Genomic DNA, 23,171 nt, shown 5'->3' with positions numbered 1-23,171 from the left:
CCGGTCTGATACTCAGACCGGCTTTTTTTTACTCAAAATACGGCCATCTTTACTCACAACTCACTTTTGTACAAATGCACAAAAAACAGATCTGAATTAGCTATTAATTTTGTACACCTGCCGAGGCAGGTCCTTTCTCATCATCCGATAATGTGTTCATACCTAAAAGGCTACAGGAACACAGATCATGAGAAGAACAAAAATCGTTGCCACTCTTGGCCCAGCCTCTGATTCCCCTGCGGTAATCAGTCAGCTGATTCAATCAGGTGTCGATGTTGTCCGCCTGAATTTCTCCCACGGAACTGTGTCTGACCATAAAATTAGTGCACAACGTGTACGTGAAGCAGCCAAATCGGCTAACCGCTACGTTGCAATATTAGGCGACCTTCAAGGTCCAAAAATCCGCATATCCCGCTTTGTTGATGGCAAAGTCCTACTCAAAGCAGGTCAGGCTTTTACCCTTAATGCAGAGTTGGATACAGACGCTGGCAACCAAGATCAAGTCGGGCTTGATTACAAAGGCTTAGTTGAAGACTGCCAAGCCGGTGACATGCTACTCCTAGATGATGGCCGCCTAACTATGCGTGTTGAACATATCAACGCCCCTGAAATCCATTGCACCGTTGTTCTTGGTGGCTACCTATCGAATAACAAGGGTATAAATCGCCAAGGCGGCGGATTATCAGCAGCCGCGCTAACAGATAAGGATAAAGCAGATATTTTAGCTGCCGCAGAGATCGGTGTGGATTACCTAGCCGTTTCGTTCCCTCGCGATGCCGCCGATATGCAGGAAGCACGCGCCCTGCTCACTCCGACAGGTAGTAGTGCCGGTTTAATAGCAAAGATTGAACGCGCTGAAACTGTCAGCAATCCAGAAGTACTTGATCAAATTATCGAAGCCTCTGATGGCGTTATGGTCGCGCGCGGAGACTTAGGGGTCGAAATTGGGGATGCCGAACTAATCGGTGTGCAAAAGCAGATAATCCAACGGGCACGACAATTAAACCGTGTAGTGATAACGGCAACCCAGATGATGGAATCGATGATCACGAACCCGATGCCAACCCGTGCCGAAGTTTTTGATGTCGCCAACGCAGTTCTGGATGGCACCGATGCAGTCATGCTATCAGCTGAAACGGCTGCTGGTGATTATCCGATCGAAACTGTTGAAGCCATGGTGCGTGTAATAGAGGGCGCGGAAACTCAACCTCAAACAAGAACCTCTGGTCACCGAATACATCAATCATTCTCAAATATTGATGAAACCATCGGCCTGGCCGCAATGTATGCCGCCAACCACCTATCTGGGGTTAAAGCGATTATTGCGATGACCGAGACCGGTGCCACTCCGTTACTAATGTCTCGCATCCGTTCAGGCTTACCGATTTTTGCCTTAAGCCCTAATCAAGAAGCCTTGCATCGAGCAGCCATATTTCGTGGTGTCGTACCTCTATTTTTCGATGCCTCTTCCATATCTCACGAACAGATTAATCAGTCTGCTGTAAACAGCTTAATCGACGCAAAAATCGTCACCGAAGGTGATTTGGTCATGATCAGCAAAGGGGATTACCTCAATGTTCACGGTGGTACCAACACGCTAAAAATTGTTCGTGTTGGCAGTGATATCAAATAAGAAACATAACAGGAGGAGATGCCATGGAACCAACTAATACCTACGAACCCGCTGCTTGGCCGAGAGATTTTGACTTTCGAATAGAAGTGTCCGAGCAGCAAGAATTGCTAGAGATACCGCATCCCCCTGCGAATGAAACCGAAGGTAAAAGTCATGAGCAAGATTAAACAGATCATCGGTCGCGAAGTCCTAGATTCACGCGGTAATCCAACGGTTGAAGCGGATGTCATTCTGGACTCGGGCGTTTCTGCATCTGCTTGTGCTCCCTCAGGCGCATCCACCGGTTCCCGAGAAGCTTTAGAGCTACGGGATGGCGATAAAAAACGCTATCAAGGAAAAGGCGTTTTAAAAGCAGTTGCCAATGTAAACAGATCCATCAACCAAGCCCTACAAGGCATGGATTGTTTAGACCAGCAACAGTTAGACCAATGCTTGATCAATCTGGACGGTACTGAAAACAAAGCGAACCTGGGTGCCAATGCCACCTTAGCGGTATCTTTAGCTGTTGCTAAAGCGGCTGCTATCGAAAAGCAAATGCCTCTGTATGCCCACATTGCAGAAATGAATGGCACTCCCGGTGAATACCTAATGCCAGTACCAATGATGAATATTCTTAACGGCGGTGAGCATGCCGACAATAATGTGGATATTCAGGAATTTATGGTACAGCCACTGAATTTCAGCAGTTTTTCTGAAGCGTTGCGCTGTGGCACAGAAGTTTTCCATAGTTTGAAAACAGTACTACAACAACAAGGCTTAAATACTGCGGTAGGTGATGAAGGCGGCTTCGCTCCAAATTTAGGCAGCAATGAGCAGGCGTTAATCATTATTCAGCAGGCTGTTGAACAGGCTGGGTATCAACTAGGTACTGATATTAGCCTAGCATTAGATTGCGCTGCATCAGAATTTTACCAAGATAACCTCTATCAGCTAAGTGGTGAAAACAAGCAGTTTAGTGCCAGTGAATTCAGCAGCTATCTAGCTGAACTGGCTGCTAAATACCCAATTCGTTCGATCGAAGATGGCATGGACGAATCCGACTGGAAGGGCTGGTCAGAACTTACGCAAAAGCTAAGCGATAAAGTCCAATTGGTCGGTGATGATTTGTTTGTGACCAATAGCAAAATTCTACAACAGGGAATAGAACAGAAGGTTGCTAACTCAATACTGATCAAATTCAACCAGATCGGCACTCTATCTGAAACATTGGATGCTATTCGCTTGGCCAAAGCCGCGGGTTATAGCGTCATAATTTCTCACCGTTCAGGTGAAACCGAAGACACCACTATTGCAGATTTAGCCGTTGGTACTGCTGCGGGCCAGATAAAAACCGGGTCTTTATGTCGTTCTGATCGTGTCGCGAAATACAACCGTCTTCTTCGAATTGAAGCCGAATTGACCGGCGAAGCTCCTTATCCCGGAGCAACAATTTTTAACTAAGCATTACCTCAAGAACCCCATGCGAATAAGTCGATATCCGCATTACTACTATAAAAATAGAAACTGGAGTTACTTATGAAAACCATGAGAAAAACCATTCTGAGTACAGCGATTGTTGCAGCTACTGTATCAATGTCTTCCACAGTATTAGCAGAAGGCAGAGTACTGTTGAAAACACCGATTGCTTTTGCGACCAACCTGCCAGCATTAGGCTCTCCTATTGTTGAAGTAGCAGAACGCCTAAATAAGATTAGTGGTGGCAATATCAAAATGAAGGTGTATGAGCCAGGTAAACTTGTTGCTCCACCAGAAATCCTTGATGCCGTATCTACAGGTAAGATTAATTCAGGCTATGCAACGGCTGGATATTGGCAAGGTAAGATCCCAGCATCCGCATTGTTTTCAGCAGTACCGTTTGGTCCCGAAGCAGGTGAATACTTAGCTTGGTTGTACTATGGCAATGGCCGTAAGTTATGGCAGGAAATGTACGATTCTCATGGCTATAACGTACACAACATCCCTTGCGCCATTAATCCACCAGAAACCTCTGGCTGGTTCTCTAAACCGATCGAAAAACCGGAAGACCTTAAAGGCATCAATATGCGCTTCTTTGGCCTAGGCGCTAAGGTCATGGAAAAAATGGGCGTAGGTACGGTACAGCTACCTGGTGGTGAAATCTTTGGCGCCTTGGAAAAAGGTGCAATCGATGCCACTGAGTTTTCCCTGCCACAGATCGATCAACGCCTAGGTTTCCATAAGATCGTTAAATATAACTACTTCCCTGGCTGGCACCAGCAAGCAACACTGCATGAGCTGCTTATTAACAAAGACACTTGGAATAAGCTTTCTCCTGCTCAACAAGAAATTATTGAAACAACCTGTAAAGCCTCTATCACTGAGTCTCTAGCAGAGGGTGAAGCAAGTCAGTTTGAAGTGTTAGCGCAGTCCGCAGAAAAAGGCGTTGAACTACGTTACTGGAACGACACTATGTTAACAGCCTTCAAATCCTCTTGGGATGAAGTGGTGGCAGAGCAAAGTGAAAACGCTTTCTTCAAGAAAGTATGGGATGACATGAGTCAGTTCCGCGGTGGTTACGATTTATGGGAGTCTTTGGCTTACCTTCCACGTACTAAGCCTCAAGACTAAGCATCAAATAGCCTGATTCACACCGAGTCAGGTCTATGTCATACCTGTTCAGAACGGTTATTCGACCGTTCTGAACACCTCTTTTCTTTTCAGAGTTTCCAAGGGTGGGTCCCGTGAATAATCTGTCTTCCTCTCATCAAGAGCAGGTTGCATTTGCTGATGCAATCGATCTGTTCATACGCAGGACTGGGATGCTTATCGCATCGGTATATGTCGTATTAGTACTGGTGATCATCACCCAGGTAGTTCTGCGTAAAGGTTTTGCTAGTGGTTTAATCGCTTTAGAAGAGCTGCAATGGCATCTATACGCTGTCGGCGTTATGTTTGGTTTAGCTTATGCGCAAGTCAATAACGCTCATATCCGCGTTGATCTTCTCTACGGAAAATTCCGGTTACGTACCAGGGCATGGGTCGAAATTTTGGGCATGCTATTTCTGGTCTTCCCTTTTATTGCCGTCGTATTTTTCCACAGTCTCGAATTTGTTCATTCCGCATGGATCATCAATGAGCATTCCGACGCCCCTTCTGGACTTCCATACCGCTGGCTCATTAAAGCAGTCATACCTGCCAGTTTTGGCCTTTTATTCCTAGCTTGTGTGTCACGATTTATTCGAGATATCTGCTTTTTGTTACGAGGTAAGCACTGATGGAAATCAATGAGATTCTTGTCATTGCGATGTTCCTATCATTCATCGCACTACTTTTTACCGGTATCCCCGTTGCCTACGTACTGGGTGGTATTGGCGTTATTTTTGCCCTAGTAGGCTACTTATCTGATATCTACTTAGGCACTTTAACTGGATTAGACTTCACCACCTTAGGGCTTGTAGTTAACCGTCTGTTTAAGATTATGGATAACTGGATTCTGGTCGCCCTACCCATGTTCATTTTCATGGGCAATATGCTAGACAAATCAGGTGTAGCAGAGCAGCTGATGGAATCCCTACAGGAACTGTTTGGCAAAGTCCGCGGCGGCTTGGCTATCACTGTTACAGTGATAGGTATCATCCTTGCGGCCTCCACTGGCATTATCGGTGCGTCAGTAGTTCTACTCGCTATGATGTCACTACCGTCGATGCAAAAACAGGGTTACTCACTACCGCTTGCGTTAGGCACAATCGCCAGTGCTGGTACTTTAGGTATTTTAATACCACCAAGTATTATGCTGGTGATCATGGCCGACCAATTAGGTTTGTCTGTAGGCGATCTGTTTATGGGTGCGGTATTCCCTGGCCTGATTTTGGGCGGTTTGTATATCGCCTACATCCTGATCACAGGCTTTATTAACCCTGAAGCGGCCCCAGTTCCTCAGGACGTCCAGCCTGTTACCATGAAGACGGTAATCAAGGTATTAAAAGCAATCACCCCAACAGTACTACTTATCTTCGTTGTTTTAGGTTCCATATTCGCTGGTATAGCAACGCCGACAGAGGCCTCAGGTGTGGGTGCCTTTGGTGCTACTCTGCTTGCAATATACAATCGCAAATACAACTTCAAAGTACTTAAGGAAGTTTTACACGGCACTTACAACACTACTGCTTATATCTTTGCCATCTTTATCGGTGCTACCTGTTTCGCTCTGGTATTAAGAGAGTTGGGCGGTGATGAACTGATCGAAAGTTTCCTAACCGGCTTACCTTTTGGGGATTACGGCATTGTCGCGTTTATTCTGTTGATTATATTCCTGCTGGGATTCTTCCTCGATTGGATTGAAATCACGCTGATTATTTTGCCTCTATTAGCGCCAGTTATTTCAGCACTAGGATTAGATATCAACGGCTATGGCGTAGTGGATAACCCAGAATTGGTTTGGTTCGTCATGCTCGTTGCAATGGCCTTACAAACATCATTCCTCACCCCACCGGTAGGGTTTGCATTGTTCTACTTAAAAGGTGTTTGCCCGCCAGAGGTAAAACTTACTCAAATTTACCGTGGCGTGATTCCTTTCATCCTACTGCAATTAGCTGCACTAGTGATGCTCGTCTTCTGGCCTCAATTGGTAACCAGGCTACCCGCCTTTGCTTATGGCTAATAAGATTTAGATATCAGATACCTACAAAACTCCTCTTTATGAGGAGTTTTTGTTTTTACAATATGGATAAACACCTACTCGCCTATCTGTAATCCCTAATTTTGAGGTTATACCGATGCTGGCATCCTTAACCTCAAGCTAGTTAGTACAGGTTAATTCTTTCAAAGCACTCCCCTTCGCTTAGATTGAGTAACTGATTACTCACTCAGGAAGATCCTTTATAGGAGATAGGTAAATTGAAATCACAAATAGCGATAGTTACAGGCGTTTTATTAAGCTTCAACGCAGCAGCTGATGAAGAATGGATCTTCGGTATCGGTGCTGGGATTAAAAGTCACGAAAGTGCTTATCAAGGTGTAGGCACTGAAACCTTTGTATTTCCAACTCTGTACGCACAAAAAGGCAACTTTTTGTTAGTAGGCAACAAAGCCCAATACAGCCTTTACGGTAATAGTAAATTCCAAGTCAATCTATTGGGCCAATACCGTTTCGAAGGCTATGAAGCTGATGATTCATTTGCCCTAAATGGCATGGTAGAACGTGATGGCGCACTCGAAGCAGGTATCAGTGCAACGCTCGACACACACTACGGTATCCTGTCAGCCTCTTTTTTGACAGATATCTCAAATACTCACGAAGGACATGAACTATCTGTAGGCTGGACTAAACCTTATCAGCTTAATGCCAAGTGGATGGTTAAACCCTCAATGGAACTAAGCTGGCGAAGTGATGACCTGAACAATTATTACTACGGCGTAAAGTCGAACGAAGCAACCGCACAACGAGCTGTGTACAAAGCAGATAGCAGTATGAGCTACCGAGCAGGTGTGGATGCTTTTTATGTAGTGGATAAGCAGCAAACTATCCAGATGGGTATCGGCGTTAATGGTTGGGGCAGTGAGGTAGAGGATAGCCCTATTGTTGATCGCAGCAACAGCCCTGAAGTAAAAGCAGCTTACACTTTCCGTTTCTAGTCGATCTAGTTGGAGGTTACGGCAGATAAATAACAGGCCACTTTTATATTGCCGTGACCTCAACTCTATATTTCAACTACCCATTACCAATCCCTTTTATCTGTAGTATTTCGCCCTGAATTTCGTAAAAAAACTAGGCTAATAGCGCGAGAAAAAAGTAATTTTAGCCGCTAAACCTGTTTTGAATTTTACATATTGACTCCCCTACGCTCTTCCCCCATGGTGCGCCCTTTTTTTAAAATGTGGAGCCCTAGGCTTAACTATGAACGCAGTGATTATTGCAGTGCTAACCATGTTGGTACTGAGCCTTTTTAGAACCCATGTGGTTATTGCTCTTTTGATTGGCGCGCTTGTCGGCGGCTTGTCAGGAGGATTGAGTCTAGATGCTACAATCAATGCTTTTAATGCTGGGATTGGCGGCGGCGCAAGCGTTGCCTTAAGCTATGCATTGCTTGGTGGCTTTGCAGTCGCAATTGCACAATCAGGCCTACCACACTTGTTAGCGAATAAAGCAATAACAGTGATTGGGCAAGATCCTACACCAGCACGCGTCAACAAGATCAAAACACTGCTACTCCTAATCATCTTAGCGGTAGCCATTTCGTCACAAAACTTAATCCCGATCCATATTGCGTTCATCCCACTTTTAATACCACCTTTGCTTCTAGCGATGAGCAAACTGAAATTGGATCGACGTTTAATTGCCTGCGTACTGACCTTTGGCCTAGTAACCCCTTATATGCTTTTACCGGTAGGCTTCGGAGGAATATTCCTTAACGAAATTCTACTTAAACATATCGGTCAAGGCGGACTCGATACAACAGGCATCTCTGTGATGCAAGCGATGAGCATACCTGCTGCAGGCATGTTGTGTGGACTATTGATCGCAGTTTTCATCAGCTATCGCGGGAAACGTCGATATGATCAGTCAAAGATTAAAGCTGTCGAAAACAACGTTAATGACTTTAATTCTAAGAGCATTATCGTTGCTCTGTTAGCAATCGGCGTAGCGTTCGTAACACAGCTAGTTACCAACTCCATGATCATGGGGGCTATGCTTGGCTTTATCCTATTTACCGTTACTGGCGTGATCCGTTGGAAAGAATCTGACGGCGTATTGACCGATGGTATGAAAATGATGGCAACCATTGGCTTTATCATGATTGCCGCATCAGGTTTTGCAGAGGTGCTTAAAGAAACCGGCGATATCGCTGCACTAGTGACAAGTTCAGTAGACGTTATTGGCCAAAATAAACCGATAGCGGCCTTCTTGATGTTATTGGTGGGTTTGCTAATTACTATGGGTATAGGCTCATCGTTTTCAACAATCCCAATTATTGCAGCTATCTACGTACCATTAGCTATTCAGTTAGGCTTTAGCCCTTTAGCTATCGTTGCTCTAGTCGGCACAGCAGCAGCTTTAGGTGATGCAGGCTCCCCGGCGTCTGACTCGACCCTAGGCCCAACATCAGGCTTAAACGTCGATGGGCAACACAATCATATCTGGGATACGGTTGTACCGACATTCTTACACTATAACTTGCCTCTACTTGCCTTTGGTTGGTTTGCAGCTGTAACGTTATAAAAGCACAGAACAGGCAGGCCTTATCTTAAAGTAAGGCCTGCACCCTGCCTCCGAGAGCACTGCTTCAATCTACATTTACTCTTTAGCAAAGATTAGAAAATAATTCTTAAGAACTAAGACTAAGGATCTATGGGAATTGCTTTATTAGCTGAGCAACTAGGCGCATAATCCGCGCCAAATCTTTAACACGCCCTTCAGGGGTCGAGACATCAGCATGTTGCAGAAAGGCCGAATTTCCTCTCGATCGATTATTAATACAGTCATCGCGTACAGCTTAACCGGCTTTATTCTATGCCTTGCCTATACACAGACCGGCCATGAAACTGAGTTTTTAGCTAACTACCGCTTAGTATTAACGCTTGTATTTATCCCAATTATCATAAAGTTCTTGATCCAACTGATCACAGCTCCCCTCTCAGGAGTCATTGATTTCTTTCGAGACAAACCCGCTTTAGGCCAAGAACCTTCTGTAAGTGTATTAATTCCAGCATGGAATGAAGAGGTTGGGATTATAAACACCCTACGATCTGCGTTAGCTGCCGACTATAACAACTATGAAGTGATCGTCATCAATGATGGATCAACTGATAAAACCCACCAGCTCCTTAGTGAATTCATTACATATTACACCCCCAACAATCCAATAAAACTACGCTACTTTGTACTAGAGAACGGGGGCAAAGCCAAAGCGCTTAATCATGCACTACAGTATGCGAAAGGAGAGATCGTACTCACTATCGACGCTGACAGCCTAATGCACCCCAAGGCTATTCGGAACATGGTGAAGAAATTTTCATCCGATAAGGTAGCTGCTGTTGCTGGCAACGTAGCCATCGGTAATGGCCATGCTGGGCTCGGGATTATCCAACAACTCGAATATCTCTGTGGCTTCTTTATGAAAAGAGCTGATTCTGTTTTCAATGCGGTTTACATTATTGGTGGGGCCGCTGCAGCGTATCGCCGATCCGTACTTATTGAGGCAGGTGGATTTGATCACAATGTCATTACTGAAGACATTGAAATATCTACCCGTATACTAGGCATGGGTTATCACTGCCGTTACGCACCTGACGCCATCATTTATACGGAGGGCCCTTCGGATCTAAAGAGCCTCTGCAATCAGCGTTTGCGCTGGAAGTATGGGCGTTTTCAAACCTTTCTCAAGCATCGTGAACTGTTTTTTAATAGTTCGAAAACCAATAACTATTATCTGTCCTGGTTACTTTTGCCAACAGCGCTTTATGCAGAGTTTCTATTACTACTAGAGCTTCCCTTGCTAACCCTATTTTTCACCTACATTGTTTACACTGGTGACTATATCACCCTAAGTCTTTGCATCTTACTAATCTCGGCACTTGTTAGTTTCCAGACTTCGTATGACTCCCAGCCTCGTTTCCATGTGCGGATGCTCTATTACGCTCCCATCGCTTGGCTTATCTGGTATGTCGTCGATGCGGTCGAGTTCCAAGCACTCATCAGAAGCTTAAAGCGACTAAAACGCAAAGAAGGTCTTCAATGGCAATCATGGAATAGAACAGGATTAGCAAATCCATCACCTACTGAGCCTGAAAAACCGATGCTATAACGAAAAGACTCTACTCATTCGACTTCTTAATGGATTCTAAATTGGTCATCGTTAAGCTCTTTAAAACAAGGCTCTCAAATAAAGAAAAGAATTAACAAAGACCGACAACCTCAACGCTGACTGACAATTGCCAACCAAGGCTGTTGCTCACAAGGTAAACCTGCTGGGCGATAATAATGATCAAGAATACGAAAGCCTGCATCCTCTAGATATTGAGCAGTCACCTCTAACTCCATATAGTGACCAAAACGCTCACCATTCCACCCTTCCGCCGCCCCTCTAGGATTTGAAGTAAATAAGATCCCATTTGGTTTCAACGCAATATAGCATTTAGACAAAACCTCACCGAGCATCTGACTGGGGACGTGGAACATAGAAGCATTAGCAAAAATTCCATCAAAGCACTCTTCCCCTAAATCGAGATGACAAAACGACTGATTCAGCACAGGACAACCACTATGTAATCGGGCCATCTCACAGAAAGCCTTACTTCCATCGAGCCCAGTAGGACAATGACCTAAGGCTTTAAAAGAAAGAAGATCGCGGCCTGGCCCGCAACCCAAATCTAAAATATCCAGCCCTTTTCGTTGCGGTAATGCACCTAATAAAGCATCAATATTCTGACTAACATCATGATCACGAGTACCTTGCCAATAAGACACTGCATTCGATTCATAATGCCCTAAAGTCACGCGTTCGATTTCGCTTAAACTTTCTTTGCTATAGCGATTGCCCATATAGAAATTCACACAAATGATTTTTTAAATTGTCTTTTAAAGTAATGACATCAGCTTACTCATCACCCTATCTTAGCGCGCTTCAAATGGATCAATACAGAATCAAATGGACAAGGCACGACAAGATTGATTGGTTCAGCGCCGACAGGATGCCGTAAACGTTCAGTTTGAGGCATACAACATCAAACACCAATACCTCATAGAGAGTTAGCTTAGAGAAATCATAGGATTATTAAGAAATGGTCGGGATGATAGGATTTGAACCTACGACCCCCTGCACCCCATGCAGGTGCGCTACCAAGCTGCGCTACATCCCGACTAAGAGCTTGAAAATGAACACTTTCAAGTGGCGGTTATCTTAACTGAACACTCTGAATCTGGAAAGATATTTTCCGCTTATTGAGTGATAACCTCTTCACCTATCACCATGATTGTTGCCGTCTGGTTATAGTGACCGATTGAACCGCCCTGAGTTGCTCCCTGTTCGCCAAATGTATTGAAACCTATGACAGGCACGTCTTCACCACATACTTCCTTAACCAAGCAGACATCATCCACATCTAAGCGCGCTTTCAACAGGTGACGTAAAATACAGTTAAAAATAATTACTGCGCCTATCTTCTTCGGGCTACCGGCATCGATAATCGCCTTCTGTAACGTTTCCTTGAAACGCTCCCTCGCAATATCAGCATCCGTTTTCATTTCACGCAGAAACGCACCTTTGGGAATTTCTGCATAAAAGCTCACGCCACCGTCATCATGAACCTGTTGAGCGCTTTTGATTGTGTACTCTGCAAAAACATCAGAGGATTTAATACCAAAAGGGTTTTGAATAAACAGCTCTGGCGTCAATTCTTCCCCACCTAACAGCTTTTGAAGCACCTCTGTTGCTGGCTTACCATTGAGCATCTGCACCGTCCGCCCTTTAGCCTGAGTAACAACAGCACCTTTATTAGCTGCCACGTAAGGATGGCCCATAGCGGTACCAATTTTTAAGCCACTGCTAAAGCTCGCAACAACCGCAGAGTCTTGATGAACACCATTGCTGATTTGATAACTTTTAGCATCTGAGAAATCCGTGGCCGTCGAACCACCAATGACTTGGGAGACCGTGCCTGTTTCTAAAATGAGACTACGCAAAAAAGCTTCTTCTTGCGCTGAAGTGCCATCAGGTAAGACCATATTAATGCAGGGCTTTATTCTAGAGACCTCTTTTGCCCCTTTGCTGTCTAAGGCAATGGCCATCAAAGACATGACAGCAGGGTTTGAGAGCAAGTTTGAATAAGCTTCGCGAATAGCGTCTTTGGCAGCTTGTTCAGGTTGCTTTGATAGGTTTTGACCAACGCCCAAACCGACACTGAAATAAGCGCTCTGCAGCGTCATTACAACAACGCTCGCCTCCTGTGGCCCTTGCTTAAGGCTAGAAATTTCTCCCCAGGAGCTACCGCCTACAATGGGAACAACATCTCCTACAACTGACCTAATGTCACTGTAGGCTTTCTCAACATCCAAAGAGAAACTAACAAAGCAGATGACCAAGTCTGGTTTAGGTGTGGACTCCATGGCCTGACTTGCAGCCTCAGAAGCATCTTGGTCATGACCTAAACCTACTCTTAAAATCGCCATCTCTACTTTCCTAGCTGGTTTAACAACCTAGATGCTAATCAAGCTATAGAGCACAGCCAACCGCTAAGGCGTGAAACAGTGCCAAAGTGTAAGTAGAAATAAACTATATAAGTAAAACGAGCGTTTAATAGAGGGGCAAAATTAAGCACTAAGAGCAAACTAGCGCTTAATAGATTCCAATAGATCTTCTAATTCGGAGATAGTCTGTCGAAGCAACTGCTTATATTGGCTTTGATCATCTTCATTATTGTCACCCGCAAGATACTGTTTAGCACCACTTAGGGTGTAACCTTGATCGTGCAACAAGCTTTTGATCTGACGGATCAACAAAACATCCTGTCGTTGGTAATAACGGCGGTTGTTTCGTTTAACAGGCGAGATTTGTGAGAACTCTTTCTCCCAATAACGCAATACATGCGCCTTGAGATCACAAAGCTTAGCAACTTCGCCAATCGTAAAATAGCGTTTACCCGGGATCGGGTTGGGATCGTTACTCTGGGGTGTCTCCAGCATAGGTTTCGACACGGTCCTTCAGTTTCTGACCTGGGCGGAAAGTTACAACGCGGCGAGCCGAGATAGGTACTTCTTCCCCAGTTTTAGGATTCCGGCCCGGTCTTTGACGCTTATCGCGAAGGTCAAAGTTACCGAAGCCGGACAATTTTACCTGCTCGTTAGCAGCCAGACATGCCCGGATTTCATCAAAGAACGATTCCACCATCTCTTTGGCTTCACGTTTATTTAATCCTAGCTCTTCGTTCAGGCGTTCCGCCATTTCAGCTTTTGTTAACGAGCCCATGATAAATCACCTTTCGCTGCTTATTCTCGCAATGAGGCACCAAACTCACTGGCTAGTGCAGAAATAACCGCACTTGTGGCGCTGTTTATTTCTTCATCATTAAGAGTGCGCGAAGGATGCTGCCACGTCAAGCCCACAGCAAGACTTTTTCTACCTTTTTCAATACCTTGGCCTTGGTAAACGTCAAAAAGCGTTACTTCTTTAACGAATTCACCCGCTTCTTTTTCAGCCAATTGACGAACTGAATCGAAAGCTACGCCCTCATCTACAATAAGTGCTAGATCACGACGGGACTCTGGGAACTTAGAAATTTCTTGGTAGCGAGGTAGTTTGCCTTGAGTCAAAGCAGCTTGGTTAATCTCGAAAAGATATACCGCACCATTCAGACCCAACTCTTTAACCAAATTAGGATGCAATGCACCAATGTAACCAACTTTTTCGCCATTACGTTCAATACGCGCAGTCTGACCTGGGTGCAAAGCAACATGACGATCAGCTACAAACGTAAACTCATCTTCAGCTCCACCTAGGGAAAGCAGGCTTTCTAGATCACCTTTGATATCAAAGAAATCGACTTGATCTTTACCAGCATTCCAACCTTCAGGATCTCGCGCACCTGCTAGTAAACCAGCAACTACGTTTTCCTGAATGATCTCATCACCAGAAGTTGGTAGGAAACGCTGGCCGCTTTCAAATAAGCGTACACGCGCTTGCTGACGATTCTGGTTGTACTGCAAGGCTTTTACTAGGCCTGGCCAGATTGTTGTACGCATCACCGCCATTTCAGCAGAGATTGGGTTAGCTAGTGCGATACCTTCGAATTGGTCATCGAACTGCTTTTGTAGGCCAGCCTCTATAAAACTATAAGTGATCGCTTCCTGATAGCCACGTGCGATCAATGCACGACGAACATTCTGGATTGTTACTTTAGTTTCATCGTTTGCCTTGATTGGCATAGACGCTGTTGGCGTACGTACAGGTAGGTTGTTATAGCCGTACACACGCGCTAATTCTTCGATCAGATCCACTTCAATTGCGATATCAAAGCGATAAGATGGAACAGAAACGTGCCACTCACCTTCCGTAGAAGTCTTCTCTACAACCAAACCAAGACGCGTTAAGATCTCTTCAATCTCGTCAGCTGGCATTTCAAACGCCAGCATCGCATTCACTTTGCTATGACGTAGGAATACCTGACGCGCAGCTGGTAACTCATCTTGATTAACAGTTTCAACAGCTGGACCAGCTTCTCCGCCTACGATCTCAAGGAGAAGCTCTGTAGCGCGGTTAATTGCTTGATTTTGCAACTGCCAATCTACACCACGTTCAAAACGGTGAGAGGAATCTGTATGCAAACCATAAGAACGCGCACGGCCAGCAATCGAGATCGAGTTAAAGAATGCACTTTCTAGGAAAATATTCTGTGTTTCAGAAGTAACGCTGGTAGGCTCGCCACCCATGATACCTGCTATAGCAACTGGGCCATTAGCGTCGGTAATTGCCAACGTATCAGCATTAAGCTCAACTTCTTGACCGTCTAAAAGCGTTAGCTTTTCACCCTGCTCCGCACGGCGAACAACGATACCACCGGATAGTTTATCCAGATCGAAAGCGTGCATTGGCTGACCAAGCTCTAGAAGGATATAATTCGTTACATCTACAACTGGATCGATGCTACGCACACCAGAGCGCTCAAGCTTCTGTTTCATCCATAATGGTGTTTCTGCTTGTGGATTGATACCACGAATAACTCTGCCAACATAACGTGGGCAGTCAGCTGCATCTTTTAACTCTACAGGGAAAGTCGCATCGATAGTGGCTTCAACTGCATTGTCAGCAACAAAAGTAACTGGCGCTTTATTTAGCACACCCACTTCACGTGCTAAACCAGAAATACTTAGACAGTCACCACGGTTAGGCGTTAGATCTACATCGATAACTTTATCATCTAGATTTAGGTATTCACGAATACAAGTACCTACAGGCGCATCCGCTGGAAGCTCCATGATACCGTCGTGATCATCTGAAATACCTAGCTCATCTTCCGCACATAGCATGCCGAAAGACTCTACCTGACGTAGTTTCGCTTTTTTAATCTTAAACTCTTTGCCATCTGGAGTCGGTAATACCGCGCCCACCGTTGCGAAAGCTGTTTTTAAACCGGCACGAGCGTTAGGTGCACCACATACAACCTGTGCAACTTCACTACCATTAGTGACTGTGCAAACCTGAAGTTTATCTGCATTTGGGTGCTGCTCAGCCGTTAGAATTTCACCTACGATAACACCGGTAAAATCTTTAGCTGCTGCTTCAACTTCGTCTACTTCCAGACCTGCCATTGTGACTTGATCAACTAGCTCCTGCGTACTGATTGCAGGGTTAACCAACTCGCGTAACCACTTTTCACTGAATTTCATTTTGCTTTCCCGAAAATCCTGTTAATAACCGCTTAAAACGTTGTCTTGATCAGTTGAACTGATTCAGGAAACGCAGGTCGTTTTCAAAGAATAGACGCAGGTCATTTACGCCGTAACGCAACATAGCCAAACGCTCTACACCCATACCGAAAGCAAAGCCGGTGTACTCTTCAGGATCGATACCTGAAGCTTCAAATACTTTTGGATGCACCATACCGCAACCGAGTACTTCCAACCATTTACCATCACCACGGTCTATATCAACTTCAATAGAAGGCTCAGTGAACGGGAAGTAAGACGGACGGAATCGAACGCGAACATCTTCTTCGAAGAATTCACGTAGGAACTGCTCTAGTGTGCCTTTTAGGTCAGCAAAACTGATATCTTTATCCACAATCAAACCCTCTACCTGATGGAACATTGGAGAGTGCGTTTGGTCGTAGTCACAACGATATACACGGCCTGGGCAGATAATACGTAGTGGTGGTTCTTGCGATTCCATTGTACGTACCTGAACACCTGAAGTGTGCGTACGTAGCAGTGTATTCGCATTAAAATAGAATGTGTCGTGCATAGCACGAGCCGGATGGTGCGAAGGAATATTTAGCGCTTCGAAGTTGTGGTAATCATCTTCGATTTCTGGACCTTCTTCTACCGTATAGCCGATACCACCGAAAAACTCTTCAATTCGCTCCATGGTTTTAGTCACAGGGTGTAAACCACCGAGTGCTTGACCACGTCCTGGTAAAGTTACATCGATTGTTTCAGCAGCAAGCTTACTTTCTAGCGCTGCAGCTTCTAGTGCTGTTTTACGCTCATTAATCACTTCTTGAAGCGCTTGTTTGGCTTCGTTGATCTTAGCACCAGCTTGTGGGCGCTCCTCTGCAGATAGCTTGCCTAAGCCTTTAAGAAGTGCAGTAAGTTCACCTTTTTTACCCAAGTATTGAACGCGAACATCGTCCAACTGTTGAGTAGTAGTTGCCATAGCGACAGCTTCAGTACCTGCTGCCAAAAGGCTTTGAATGTTTTCCATTATCCGGCTCCGAATAGAAGGATAAATACGGTAATTGGTTAGTAATCAGTTACTTTGCCCAGTTTTCCCTAGAAAACTGGGCAAAATAACCGAAAAAATAGGGGAAGAGTTCGCACCCTTCCCCTATTTCAAAGTAGTCGCTTACACGACACTGGGTGCTAGCTTACGCTAGAGAAGCTTTAGCTTTCTCTACGATCGCTGCAAATGCGCCAGCTTCGTGAACAGCAAGATCAGCTAGAACCTTACGGTCGATCTCGATGTTAGCCTTTTTCAGACCAGCAATGAAACGGCTGTAAGACAAACCGTTGATACGAGCACCAGCGTTGATACGTGCAATCCACAATGCGCGGAACTGACGCTTACGCTGACGGCGGTCACGGTATGCATATTGACCAGCTTTGATTACCGCCTGTTTAGCAACGCGGAATACACGGCTACGAGCACCGTAATAACCTTTTGCTTTTTTCAGGACTTTCTTGTGACGACGACGAGCAACAACACCACGTTTTACGCGAGCCATGTCTTTCTTCCTCTAAATTCTGTTAGCTAAAAAATCGATTAAATATAAGGCAGCATGCGACGAACCAACGCCTTGTCTGCAGCATGTACCTGCAGCATAGGGCGAAGCTGACGCTTACGCTTAGTAGATTTCTTAGTCAGAATGTGACTAGTGAAAGACTGCTTGTGTTTGAAGCCGTTAGCGGTTTTCTTAAAACGCTTAGCCGCACCACTATTGGATTTCATCTTAGGCATTACTAAAATCTCCACGCATTCGTTAATTTTTTTTCGCCCGAAACAAACGACAAAACCCGTAGCCAACTTTTACAAGTCAGTCACGGGTTAAGGAAAGTAACGAGTTACTTTTTCTTCTTCGGAGCTAAGACCATGACCAGTTGACGGCCTTCCATCTTAGGACGCTGTTCTACAGCTGCTAACTCTTCCAAATCTTTCTCGATTCGTTGGAGTAACTGCATACCCAGTTCCTGATGGGCCATCTCACGACCACGATAACGCAAAGTTATCTTGGCTTTATCTCCTGCTTCAAGGAAACGTACCAGGTTGCGTAGCTTGACCTGATAATCCCCTTCTTCCGTATTAGGACGGAATTTCACTTCCTTGATCTGGACCTGATGCTGCTTTTTCTTGGCTTCATTCTTTTGCTTTTTCAGCTCATAAAGATGCTTGCCATAATCCATCACTTTACAAACGATGGGATCAGCTTCAGAAATTTTCACCAGATCAAGTCCCGCTTCTTGTGCTGCCACAAGAGCGTCATTTACCGGTACGATGCCAATCTGTGTTCCGTCTGGACCAATAAGTCTGCACTGTTTAGCTACTTTCAGTAGATTCTCATTGATCATGGGCTCTTCTCTGCGAGCGCCCCTTCTATTATCACGCCTGATAGTCTTATCTCCTGACTGTTTTTAGACTTATGAGTCCTGACGACCTTTCTTAGCGACATCACTGCTAAGAAGGTTTACAAAATCTTCTAGAGGCATAGCGCCTAGGTTTTCACCCGTACGAGTACGTACAGCAACCTCACCCGCCTCTACTTCTTTATCGCCTATTACAAGAAGGTAAGGCACCTTCTGTAAAGTACGCTCGCGAATTTTAAAGCCGATCTTCTCATTTCTCAAGTCTGACTCGGCTCTGAATCCTTGATTTTCAATATTTTGAACAACTTTTTGACAATAATCAGCTTGTTTGTCCGTAATATTCATCACAACAGCCTGTACAGGCGCTAACCAAGTCGGTAATGCACCCGCAAAGTTTTCGATCAAAATACCAATGAAACGCTCAAATGAACCAAGGATTGCACGGTGCAACATCACAGGTGTTTCACGTTCACCATGTTCGTTTACAAACTGTGCACCAAGACGACCCGGCATAGAGAAATCAACCTGAATTGTACCGCACTGCCAAACTCGACCAAGGCAATCCTTCAGAGAGAATTCAATCTTAGGACCGTAGAACGCACCTTCACCTGGGAGTAGTTCCCATTTCAGGCCAGCATTATCTAGCGCATCAGATAGCGCTTTTTCTGCTTTATCCCAAACTTCATCGCTACCTACACGCTTCTCTGGACGCGTAGATAGTTTGTATTGAATCTCCTGGAAACCAAAATCCTCATACACTTCATGTAGGAAATCGATAAATTCAGATACTTCACTCTGAATGCTGTCTTCAGCACAGAAGATATGACCATCATCCTGTACGAAACCACGTACACGCATAATACCGTGAAGTGCACCTGATGGTTCGTTACGATGACAAGAACCAAACTCAGCCATACGTAATGGTAGGTCACGGTACGAACGTAGGCCTTGGTTATATACCTGAACGTGACATGGGCAGTTCATCGGCTTAACAGCAAAATCACGGCTTTCAGAGTGCGTGGTAAACATCTCTTCCGAGAATTTTTCCCAGTGGCCGGACTTTTCCCAAAGAGTACGCTCTACAACCTGTGGCGTTTTTACTTCAACGTAGTTACGACGACGAAGCTTTTGACGCATGTACTGCTCAATACCTTGGTAAAGTGTCCAACCATTTGGATGCCAGAACACCATGCCAGGCGCTTCTTCCTGTAAGTGGAACAGGTTTAGCTGTTTACCCAGTTTTCGGTGGTCGCGCTTCTCTGCTTCCTCTAGACGGTGCAGGTAAGCTTTAAGGGCTTTTTTGTCACCCCATGCAGTACCATAGATACGCTGAAGCATTTCGTTGTTGGAATCACCGCGCCAGTATGCACCAGCAACTTTCATCAGTTTAAATGCTTTGATATGGCCTGTAGAAGGCACATGCGGACCACGACATAGATCGATGAAGTCGCCTTGAGAGTAGAAAGACAGATCTTCAGCATCTGGAACAGCTTGAAGCAACTCAACTTTGTACTTCTCGCCCATCTCATCAAACATTTTGGTCGCTTCATCACGACTCATCAATGAACGAGTAACAGGTAGGTTCTGCTTAACTAGCTCCGCCATTTTCTTTTCGATCTTTTCTAGATCTTCTGGTGTAAATGGACGCTCGTAAGCAAAGTCATAATAGAAACCATCTTCAATAACAGGCCCGATCGTTACCTGCGCACCAGGGAACAATTCTTGTACAGCCATAGCCATCAAGTGAGCAGTAGAGTGACGGATAACTTCTAGACCTTCTTCATCACGCGCAGTGATGATGGCTAGGTCAGCATCATTTTCAATAGTGAAAGAAGTATCAACTTCTTTACCGTCAACTTTACCGGCCAACGCAGCTTTAGCTAAACCAGCGCCGATATCAGCAGCAACTTCAAATACAGTAACAGGGTTAGCAAACTCGCGTTTGCTACCATCTGGTAGGGTAATTACAGGCATGTTATTTCCTTGATTTCAGTGGTGACCCATACGTAAGGCCACTTATATTCGATACAAATTACTTACCGTACAAACCAAGTACGTTGTAAGTTGGCGCGATTATAGGTCAATCAAAGAAAAGGAGCTAGGACTATGTTCACTGAGGATCTATTCGGAGCCTGAACCCTTCGGCAGAGAGATTCGGATATTGATGCCTTTACCTTCGTTACTACTAAATTGGATATCGCCAAGCAGTCTATCCTTTACAAGCTCATGGATAATATACATCCCCATACCGGTTCCTCCTGAACCTTGCCGGGTTGTATAAAACTGCTCAAATACATGCTGTTGTACCTCTTCAGTGACTCCTTCGCCGTCATCATCATAAATAAGTACGTATGCTTCGGGCGTTACCTCACTGCTAAACGTTACAGTGCCGGCAACTGTTCCATCTTTAAAACCATGCATTAACGAATTGGTCAGGAGATTCGTCGCAATTTGTGCAATAGCACCTGCATCTACATTTAATTCAATAGCAAGATCAATATTATTCACAACGTCAACAGGAGCGTTCTTGTATGAAGGCTTTAAACTGAGCAGTACATCTTGGATATATTCTCGTAGATTTATCTCTCTCTCTTGCTCACTGATTTGATCAACAGCTACCTGCTTGAAGGCCTGCATTAATTCATGTGCTCGGGTTAAATTCGAATTTATTAACTCTCCAGCTTCACTATTATCTGTTAAGAATTTCTCGAATTGTGTGCGAGTCATTGTATTATTTTGAAAACTACCTAAAACTTCTGCTGTTTCCTCAATTAAAAAAGAAGAGGCGGTTTTCGACACGCCTAAGGGTGTGCTGACTTCATGCCCAATACTGCTAACTAGACGCTCTAATGCAGATAGTTTTTCGCTTTGTAGTAACTCTTTTTGAGTTACATCCAACTTATGCTGAGTTGCGCTTAACTGTGCTTCTCTATCTTCTAACAGTTGCTCATTTAGCTTAACTTCGGCTTCCAGCTTTTCTTGATATTCACGCATCGCTTGGGCATTAGCATGCAAACGTTCATGCTGTTGGGAGAATTTGTGATAGAGGAAACTTATTTCATCATGCTCATGATTATCGGGATAAGTCAGCTCAGCGCATTCTGATAACGCACCTTCCTCTTCTTTTGTATTGTGATCAGTTGAGGCCTCCAACAACATAGCTAATTTATGCAGAGGAACTTGAAATAGATAACGGTGAATTACGTAAATCGACATAACGAGGAAAGCGATTACGGCACAGATTATTAATGCCAACTTCATCCCTAGAGCCTCACCACTTTTAATCGCAGGCTCGATGATGCTATCAACTTCCAATATTCCTCTTACATCTCCAAGTTTCCAATCCACTTTAGGTGAAAAGGCATGGCTGTTGTGGCACTTTACACAGGCATCAGCGACCAAAGTGTCAGCAATAGCGACACGCACAACACTCGCACCCGCTTCATTCTTTAAGACCTTTATATATTCAGATTGAGGGTTTTCTTTAAGGTAATGCCAAGCCTGAATCGCAAACTCATCTAATTGTCGTTCGGCTCGATTAGGAAAAGGATAAAAACTATATAACTTGATCTGGGTACCTTGTTGAGTAAATTGCTCACTCAATTCATGCACCATCGTTGCGGGTAAAGGAATACTATTTGTCGTGCTCTTATGATCAATGGTGACATCAATATCAGAATGTAACAGCACTTCACCTACTACATTTTCAGTGTAATACCCTCTCAGGCGCTTAAATTGCTCAACTGTTTCTTCCGCTCTTTTTTGAGCTTCATCTATGGCTTGCTGTGTGATGGTTTTCGGTAAGTAGTATAGGATGGCAATGACTAGCAACGTCATTACGGCTAATACAGGAAATATAATTTTCCAAACCAACGACTTACGAACCTGCATTCCCCACCCTTATCACCTCTAGATAACTCTAAGAAAGTATAGGAGCATTTTTTAGGTTTGTTTAAATAAGATAGTCACATATTTCAAAGGGTTAAGAAGCTTCTAATTGCCTTCTGGTGTAGTCGATATGTTCAGTCGCAACCTTACGCGCCAACTCTGCATTTCTATTGATCAGCGCCTGATAGATTTGGGTATGTTGCGCACTAATGCCGTCTGGATAACGGCCAAACTTTTTAAGGGTTCGATCAAGTACACCATAAATTGCATTAAAGTAACGGTTATAAAAAATCTGACTGAAAGAAATAACAAGTAGATGATGACTAGCTTCCGCAATCATCATATGAAACCTAAGGTCAGCTTTGGCTTTGGCCAGTGTCGTGTTCCCACTACTTCGCGCCTGCATAGCCTCATACTCTTGTCCGATTCGATCCAGTTGTTCATCAGATGCACGTAAAGCTGCGTAATAAGCTGCTTCACCTTCTAATGCAGCCCTCATTTCCATCACTTGAACTTGGAACTCGAAATTATCGCCAATACTTTCCGACGGCATAGAGAAATGACTTTCGAGTAAGTTTCTGCAGAGGCTCCCACCGCCATGATAAGTTTCGATAATGCCTTTTAATTCGAGATCTTGAACAGCCTCACGAACCGTTGCTCGAGAAAGACTATAGCGTTCTGCCAATACGCGCTGAGATGGCAGTTTCTCGCCTGGGCTTATATCACCATACAAAATTTGGCTCTGAAGCTCAGAACTTAACTTCTGGCTTAGATTTACATCTTTCACTTTCGCCACAGAGTACCTCACACCACTTCTTGGTCAGACCAGTTAACAGTTTAGCATTTCCTTTGCGCCATCTCTTAACTATCTTTTGAGTAACAGATAAAACTTCAGGCACGAGA

21 protein-coding genes and 1 tRNA gene are annotated in these 23,171 nt (G+C 44.5%); 9 read left to right on the top strand and 13 right to left on the bottom strand.

The window, feature by feature from the left end; genetic code table 11:
- Positions 1 to 187: 187 nt before the first annotated feature.
- The 9 genes from pyk to ACMXYT_RS04935 all read left to right on the top strand — a co-directional run bounded on the left by pyk (position 188) and on the right by ACMXYT_RS04935 (position 10,395).
- Positions 188 to 1,633, top strand: a complete 1,446-nt coding sequence (gene pyk, locus ACMXYT_RS04975; protein ID WP_415911944.1) for a pyruvate kinase — start codon at positions 188 to 190, stop codon at positions 1,631 to 1,633.
- Positions 1,634 to 1,656: 23 nt separating this feature from the next.
- Positions 1,657 to 1,800 carry a hypothetical protein gene (locus ACMXYT_RS04970; protein WP_415881830.1) on the top strand — a complete coding sequence of 48 codons (144 nt, stop codon included), beginning with the start codon at positions 1,657 to 1,659 and terminating at the stop codon, positions 1,798 to 1,800.
- On the top strand, positions 1,787 to 3,073 hold the full coding sequence (gene eno / locus ACMXYT_RS04965) for a phosphopyruvate hydratase (RefSeq protein WP_415911943.1): 1,287 nt from the start codon (positions 1,787 to 1,789) through the stop codon (positions 3,071 to 3,073). Before ACMXYT_RS04970 ends, eno begins: the two co-directional genes overlap by 14 nt.
- A 75-nt stretch (positions 3,074 to 3,148) precedes the next feature.
- Positions 3,149 to 4,219 (top strand): TRAP transporter substrate-binding protein, encoded by a 1,071-nt coding sequence (locus ACMXYT_RS04960; RefSeq protein ID WP_415911942.1) that lies wholly within the window; start codon positions 3,149 to 3,151, stop codon positions 4,217 to 4,219.
- Positions 4,220 to 4,332: 113 nt separating this feature from the next.
- On the top strand, positions 4,333 to 4,866 hold the full coding sequence (locus ACMXYT_RS04955; protein ID WP_415911941.1) for a TRAP transporter small permease subunit: 534 nt from the start codon (positions 4,333 to 4,335) through the stop codon (positions 4,864 to 4,866).
- Entirely contained in the window at positions 4,866 to 6,251 is a 1,386-nt protein-coding gene (locus ACMXYT_RS04950) for a TRAP transporter large permease (RefSeq protein ID WP_415911940.1), read from the top strand. Before ACMXYT_RS04955 ends, ACMXYT_RS04950 begins: the two co-directional genes overlap by 1 nt.
- Positions 6,252 to 6,487: 236 nt before the next feature.
- Positions 6,488 to 7,225: a MipA/OmpV family protein gene (locus tag ACMXYT_RS04945; protein ID WP_415896627.1), complete on the top strand. Its 738-nt coding sequence runs from the start codon at positions 6,488 to 6,490 to the stop codon at positions 7,223 to 7,225.
- Between the two features lie 262 nt (positions 7,226 to 7,487).
- On the top strand, positions 7,488 to 8,810 hold the full coding sequence (locus ACMXYT_RS04940; protein ID WP_415911939.1) for a Na+/H+ antiporter family protein: 1,323 nt from the start codon (positions 7,488 to 7,490) through the stop codon (positions 8,808 to 8,810).
- 214 nt (positions 8,811 to 9,024) lie between these two features.
- Complete coding sequence (locus ACMXYT_RS04935; RefSeq protein ID WP_415911938.1) at positions 9,025 to 10,395, top strand: glycosyltransferase; 1,371 nt, start codon at positions 9,025 to 9,027, stop codon at positions 10,393 to 10,395.
- Between the two features lie 110 nt (positions 10,396 to 10,505).
- On the opposite strand, the gene ACMXYT_RS04930 is transcribed toward ACMXYT_RS04935, so the two are convergent.
- From ACMXYT_RS04930 to ACMXYT_RS04870, 13 genes are all read right to left on the bottom strand, one after another.
- Entirely contained in the window at positions 10,506 to 11,132 is a 627-nt protein-coding gene (locus ACMXYT_RS04930) for a class I SAM-dependent methyltransferase (protein ID WP_415911937.1), read from the bottom strand.
- Positions 11,133 to 11,372: 240 nt separating this feature from the next.
- Positions 11,373 to 11,449: transfer RNA gene (locus ACMXYT_RS04925), tRNA-Pro, on the bottom strand.
- A gap of 79 nt (positions 11,450 to 11,528) precedes the next feature.
- A complete protein-coding gene (locus ACMXYT_RS04920) occupies positions 11,529 to 12,758 on the bottom strand; it encodes an FIST signal transduction protein (RefSeq protein ID WP_415900475.1) in 1,230 nt (409 codons plus the stop codon).
- 159 nt (positions 12,759 to 12,917) lie between these two features.
- Positions 12,918 to 13,271, bottom strand: a complete 354-nt coding sequence (locus ACMXYT_RS04915) for a MerR family transcriptional regulator (protein WP_415881840.1) — start codon at positions 13,269 to 13,271, stop codon at positions 12,918 to 12,920.
- Positions 13,249 to 13,554, bottom strand: a complete 306-nt coding sequence (ihfA, locus tag ACMXYT_RS04910) for an integration host factor subunit alpha (protein ID WP_415881841.1) — start codon at positions 13,552 to 13,554, stop codon at positions 13,249 to 13,251. Before ihfA ends, ACMXYT_RS04915 begins: the two co-directional genes overlap by 23 nt.
- A 20-nt stretch (positions 13,555 to 13,574) precedes the next feature.
- Entirely contained in the window at positions 13,575 to 15,971 is a 2,397-nt protein-coding gene (pheT, locus tag ACMXYT_RS04905; RefSeq protein ID WP_415911936.1) for a phenylalanine--tRNA ligase subunit beta, read from the bottom strand.
- Between the two features lie 49 nt (positions 15,972 to 16,020).
- Positions 16,021 to 17,004, bottom strand: coding sequence for a phenylalanine--tRNA ligase subunit alpha (pheS, locus tag ACMXYT_RS04900; protein ID WP_415900473.1), 984 nt, complete (start codon positions 17,002 to 17,004; stop codon positions 16,021 to 16,023).
- 163 nt (positions 17,005 to 17,167) lie between these two features.
- A complete protein-coding gene (rplT, locus tag ACMXYT_RS04895) occupies positions 17,168 to 17,524 on the bottom strand; it encodes a 50S ribosomal protein L20 (protein WP_415881844.1) in 357 nt (118 codons plus the stop codon).
- A 38-nt stretch (positions 17,525 to 17,562) separates the two neighbouring features.
- Complete coding sequence (gene rpmI / locus ACMXYT_RS04890) at positions 17,563 to 17,757, bottom strand: 50S ribosomal protein L35 (protein WP_007022505.1); 195 nt, start codon at positions 17,755 to 17,757, stop codon at positions 17,563 to 17,565.
- Positions 17,758 to 17,861: 104 nt separating this feature from the next.
- Positions 17,862 to 18,407, bottom strand: coding sequence for a translation initiation factor IF-3 (gene infC, locus ACMXYT_RS04885; protein WP_415901097.1), 546 nt, complete (start codon positions 18,405 to 18,407; stop codon positions 17,862 to 17,864).
- 27 nt (positions 18,408 to 18,434) lie between these two features.
- Complete coding sequence (gene thrS / locus ACMXYT_RS04880; RefSeq protein ID WP_415911935.1) at positions 18,435 to 20,354, bottom strand: threonine--tRNA ligase; 1,920 nt, start codon at positions 20,352 to 20,354, stop codon at positions 18,435 to 18,437.
- A 147-nt stretch (positions 20,355 to 20,501) separates the two neighbouring features.
- Positions 20,502 to 22,271, bottom strand: a complete 1,770-nt coding sequence (locus tag ACMXYT_RS04875) for an ATP-binding protein (RefSeq protein WP_415900471.1) — start codon at positions 22,269 to 22,271, stop codon at positions 20,502 to 20,504.
- A gap of 91 nt (positions 22,272 to 22,362) precedes the next feature.
- On the bottom strand, positions 22,363 to 23,064 hold the full coding sequence (locus tag ACMXYT_RS04870; RefSeq protein WP_415900470.1) for a FadR/GntR family transcriptional regulator: 702 nt from the start codon (positions 23,062 to 23,064) through the stop codon (positions 22,363 to 22,365).
- Positions 23,065 to 23,171: the final 107 nt, after the last annotated feature.

Source organism: Neptuniibacter sp. QD37_11, assembly GCF_047778105.1.
Taxonomy (GTDB): domain Bacteria; phylum Pseudomonadota; class Gammaproteobacteria; order Pseudomonadales; family Balneatricaceae; genus Neptuniibacter.
This window is presented reverse-complemented; position numbering and strand designations above follow the sequence as displayed.

Bases quoted from the DNA above. Each gene is read 5' to 3' on its own strand.
- ACMXYT_RS04875 (WP_415900471.1), bottom strand. From the start codon at position 22,271: ATGCAGGTTCGTAAGTCGTTGGTTTGGAAAATTATATTTCCTGTATTA.
- ACMXYT_RS04915 (WP_415881840.1), bottom strand. From the start codon at position 13,271: ATGCTGGAGACACCCCAGAGTAACGATCCCAACCCGATCCCGGGTAAA.
- ihfA (WP_415881841.1), bottom strand. From the start codon at position 13,554: ATGGGCTCGTTAACAAAAGCTGAAATGGCGGAACGCCTGAACGAAGAG.
- ACMXYT_RS04930 (WP_415911937.1), bottom strand. From the start codon at position 11,132: ATGGGCAATCGCTATAGCAAAGAAAGTTTAAGCGAAATCGAACGCGTG.
- thrS (WP_415911935.1), bottom strand. From the start codon at position 20,354: ATGCCTGTAATTACCCTACCAGATGGTAGCAAACGCGAGTTTGCTAAC.
- rpmI (WP_007022505.1), bottom strand. From the start codon at position 17,757: ATGCCTAAGATGAAATCCAATAGTGGTGCGGCTAAGCGTTTTAAGAAA.
- ACMXYT_RS04940 (WP_415911939.1), top strand. From the start codon at position 7,488: ATGAACGCAGTGATTATTGCAGTGCTAACCATGTTGGTACTGAGCCTT.
- rplT (WP_415881844.1), bottom strand. From the start codon at position 17,524: ATGGCTCGCGTAAAACGTGGTGTTGTTGCTCGTCGTCGTCACAAGAAA.
- pheT (WP_415911936.1), bottom strand. From the start codon at position 15,971: ATGAAATTCAGTGAAAAGTGGTTACGCGAGTTGGTTAACCCTGCAATC.
- ACMXYT_RS04935 (WP_415911938.1), top strand. From the start codon at position 9,025: ATGTTGCAGAAAGGCCGAATTTCCTCTCGATCGATTATTAATACAGTC.
- pyk (WP_415911944.1), top strand. From the start codon at position 188: ATGAGAAGAACAAAAATCGTTGCCACTCTTGGCCCAGCCTCTGATTCC.
- ACMXYT_RS04920 (WP_415900475.1), bottom strand. From the start codon at position 12,758: ATGGCGATTTTAAGAGTAGGTTTAGGTCATGACCAAGATGCTTCTGAG.
- ACMXYT_RS04970 (WP_415881830.1), top strand. From the start codon at position 1,657: ATGGAACCAACTAATACCTACGAACCCGCTGCTTGGCCGAGAGATTTT.
- eno (WP_415911943.1), top strand. From the start codon at position 1,787: ATGAGCAAGATTAAACAGATCATCGGTCGCGAAGTCCTAGATTCACGC.
- ACMXYT_RS04950 (WP_415911940.1), top strand. From the start codon at position 4,866: ATGGAAATCAATGAGATTCTTGTCATTGCGATGTTCCTATCATTCATC.
- ACMXYT_RS04960 (WP_415911942.1), top strand. From the start codon at position 3,149: ATGAAAACCATGAGAAAAACCATTCTGAGTACAGCGATTGTTGCAGCT.
- pheS (WP_415900473.1), bottom strand. From the start codon at position 17,004: ATGGAAAACATTCAAAGCCTTTTGGCAGCAGGTACTGAAGCTGTCGCT.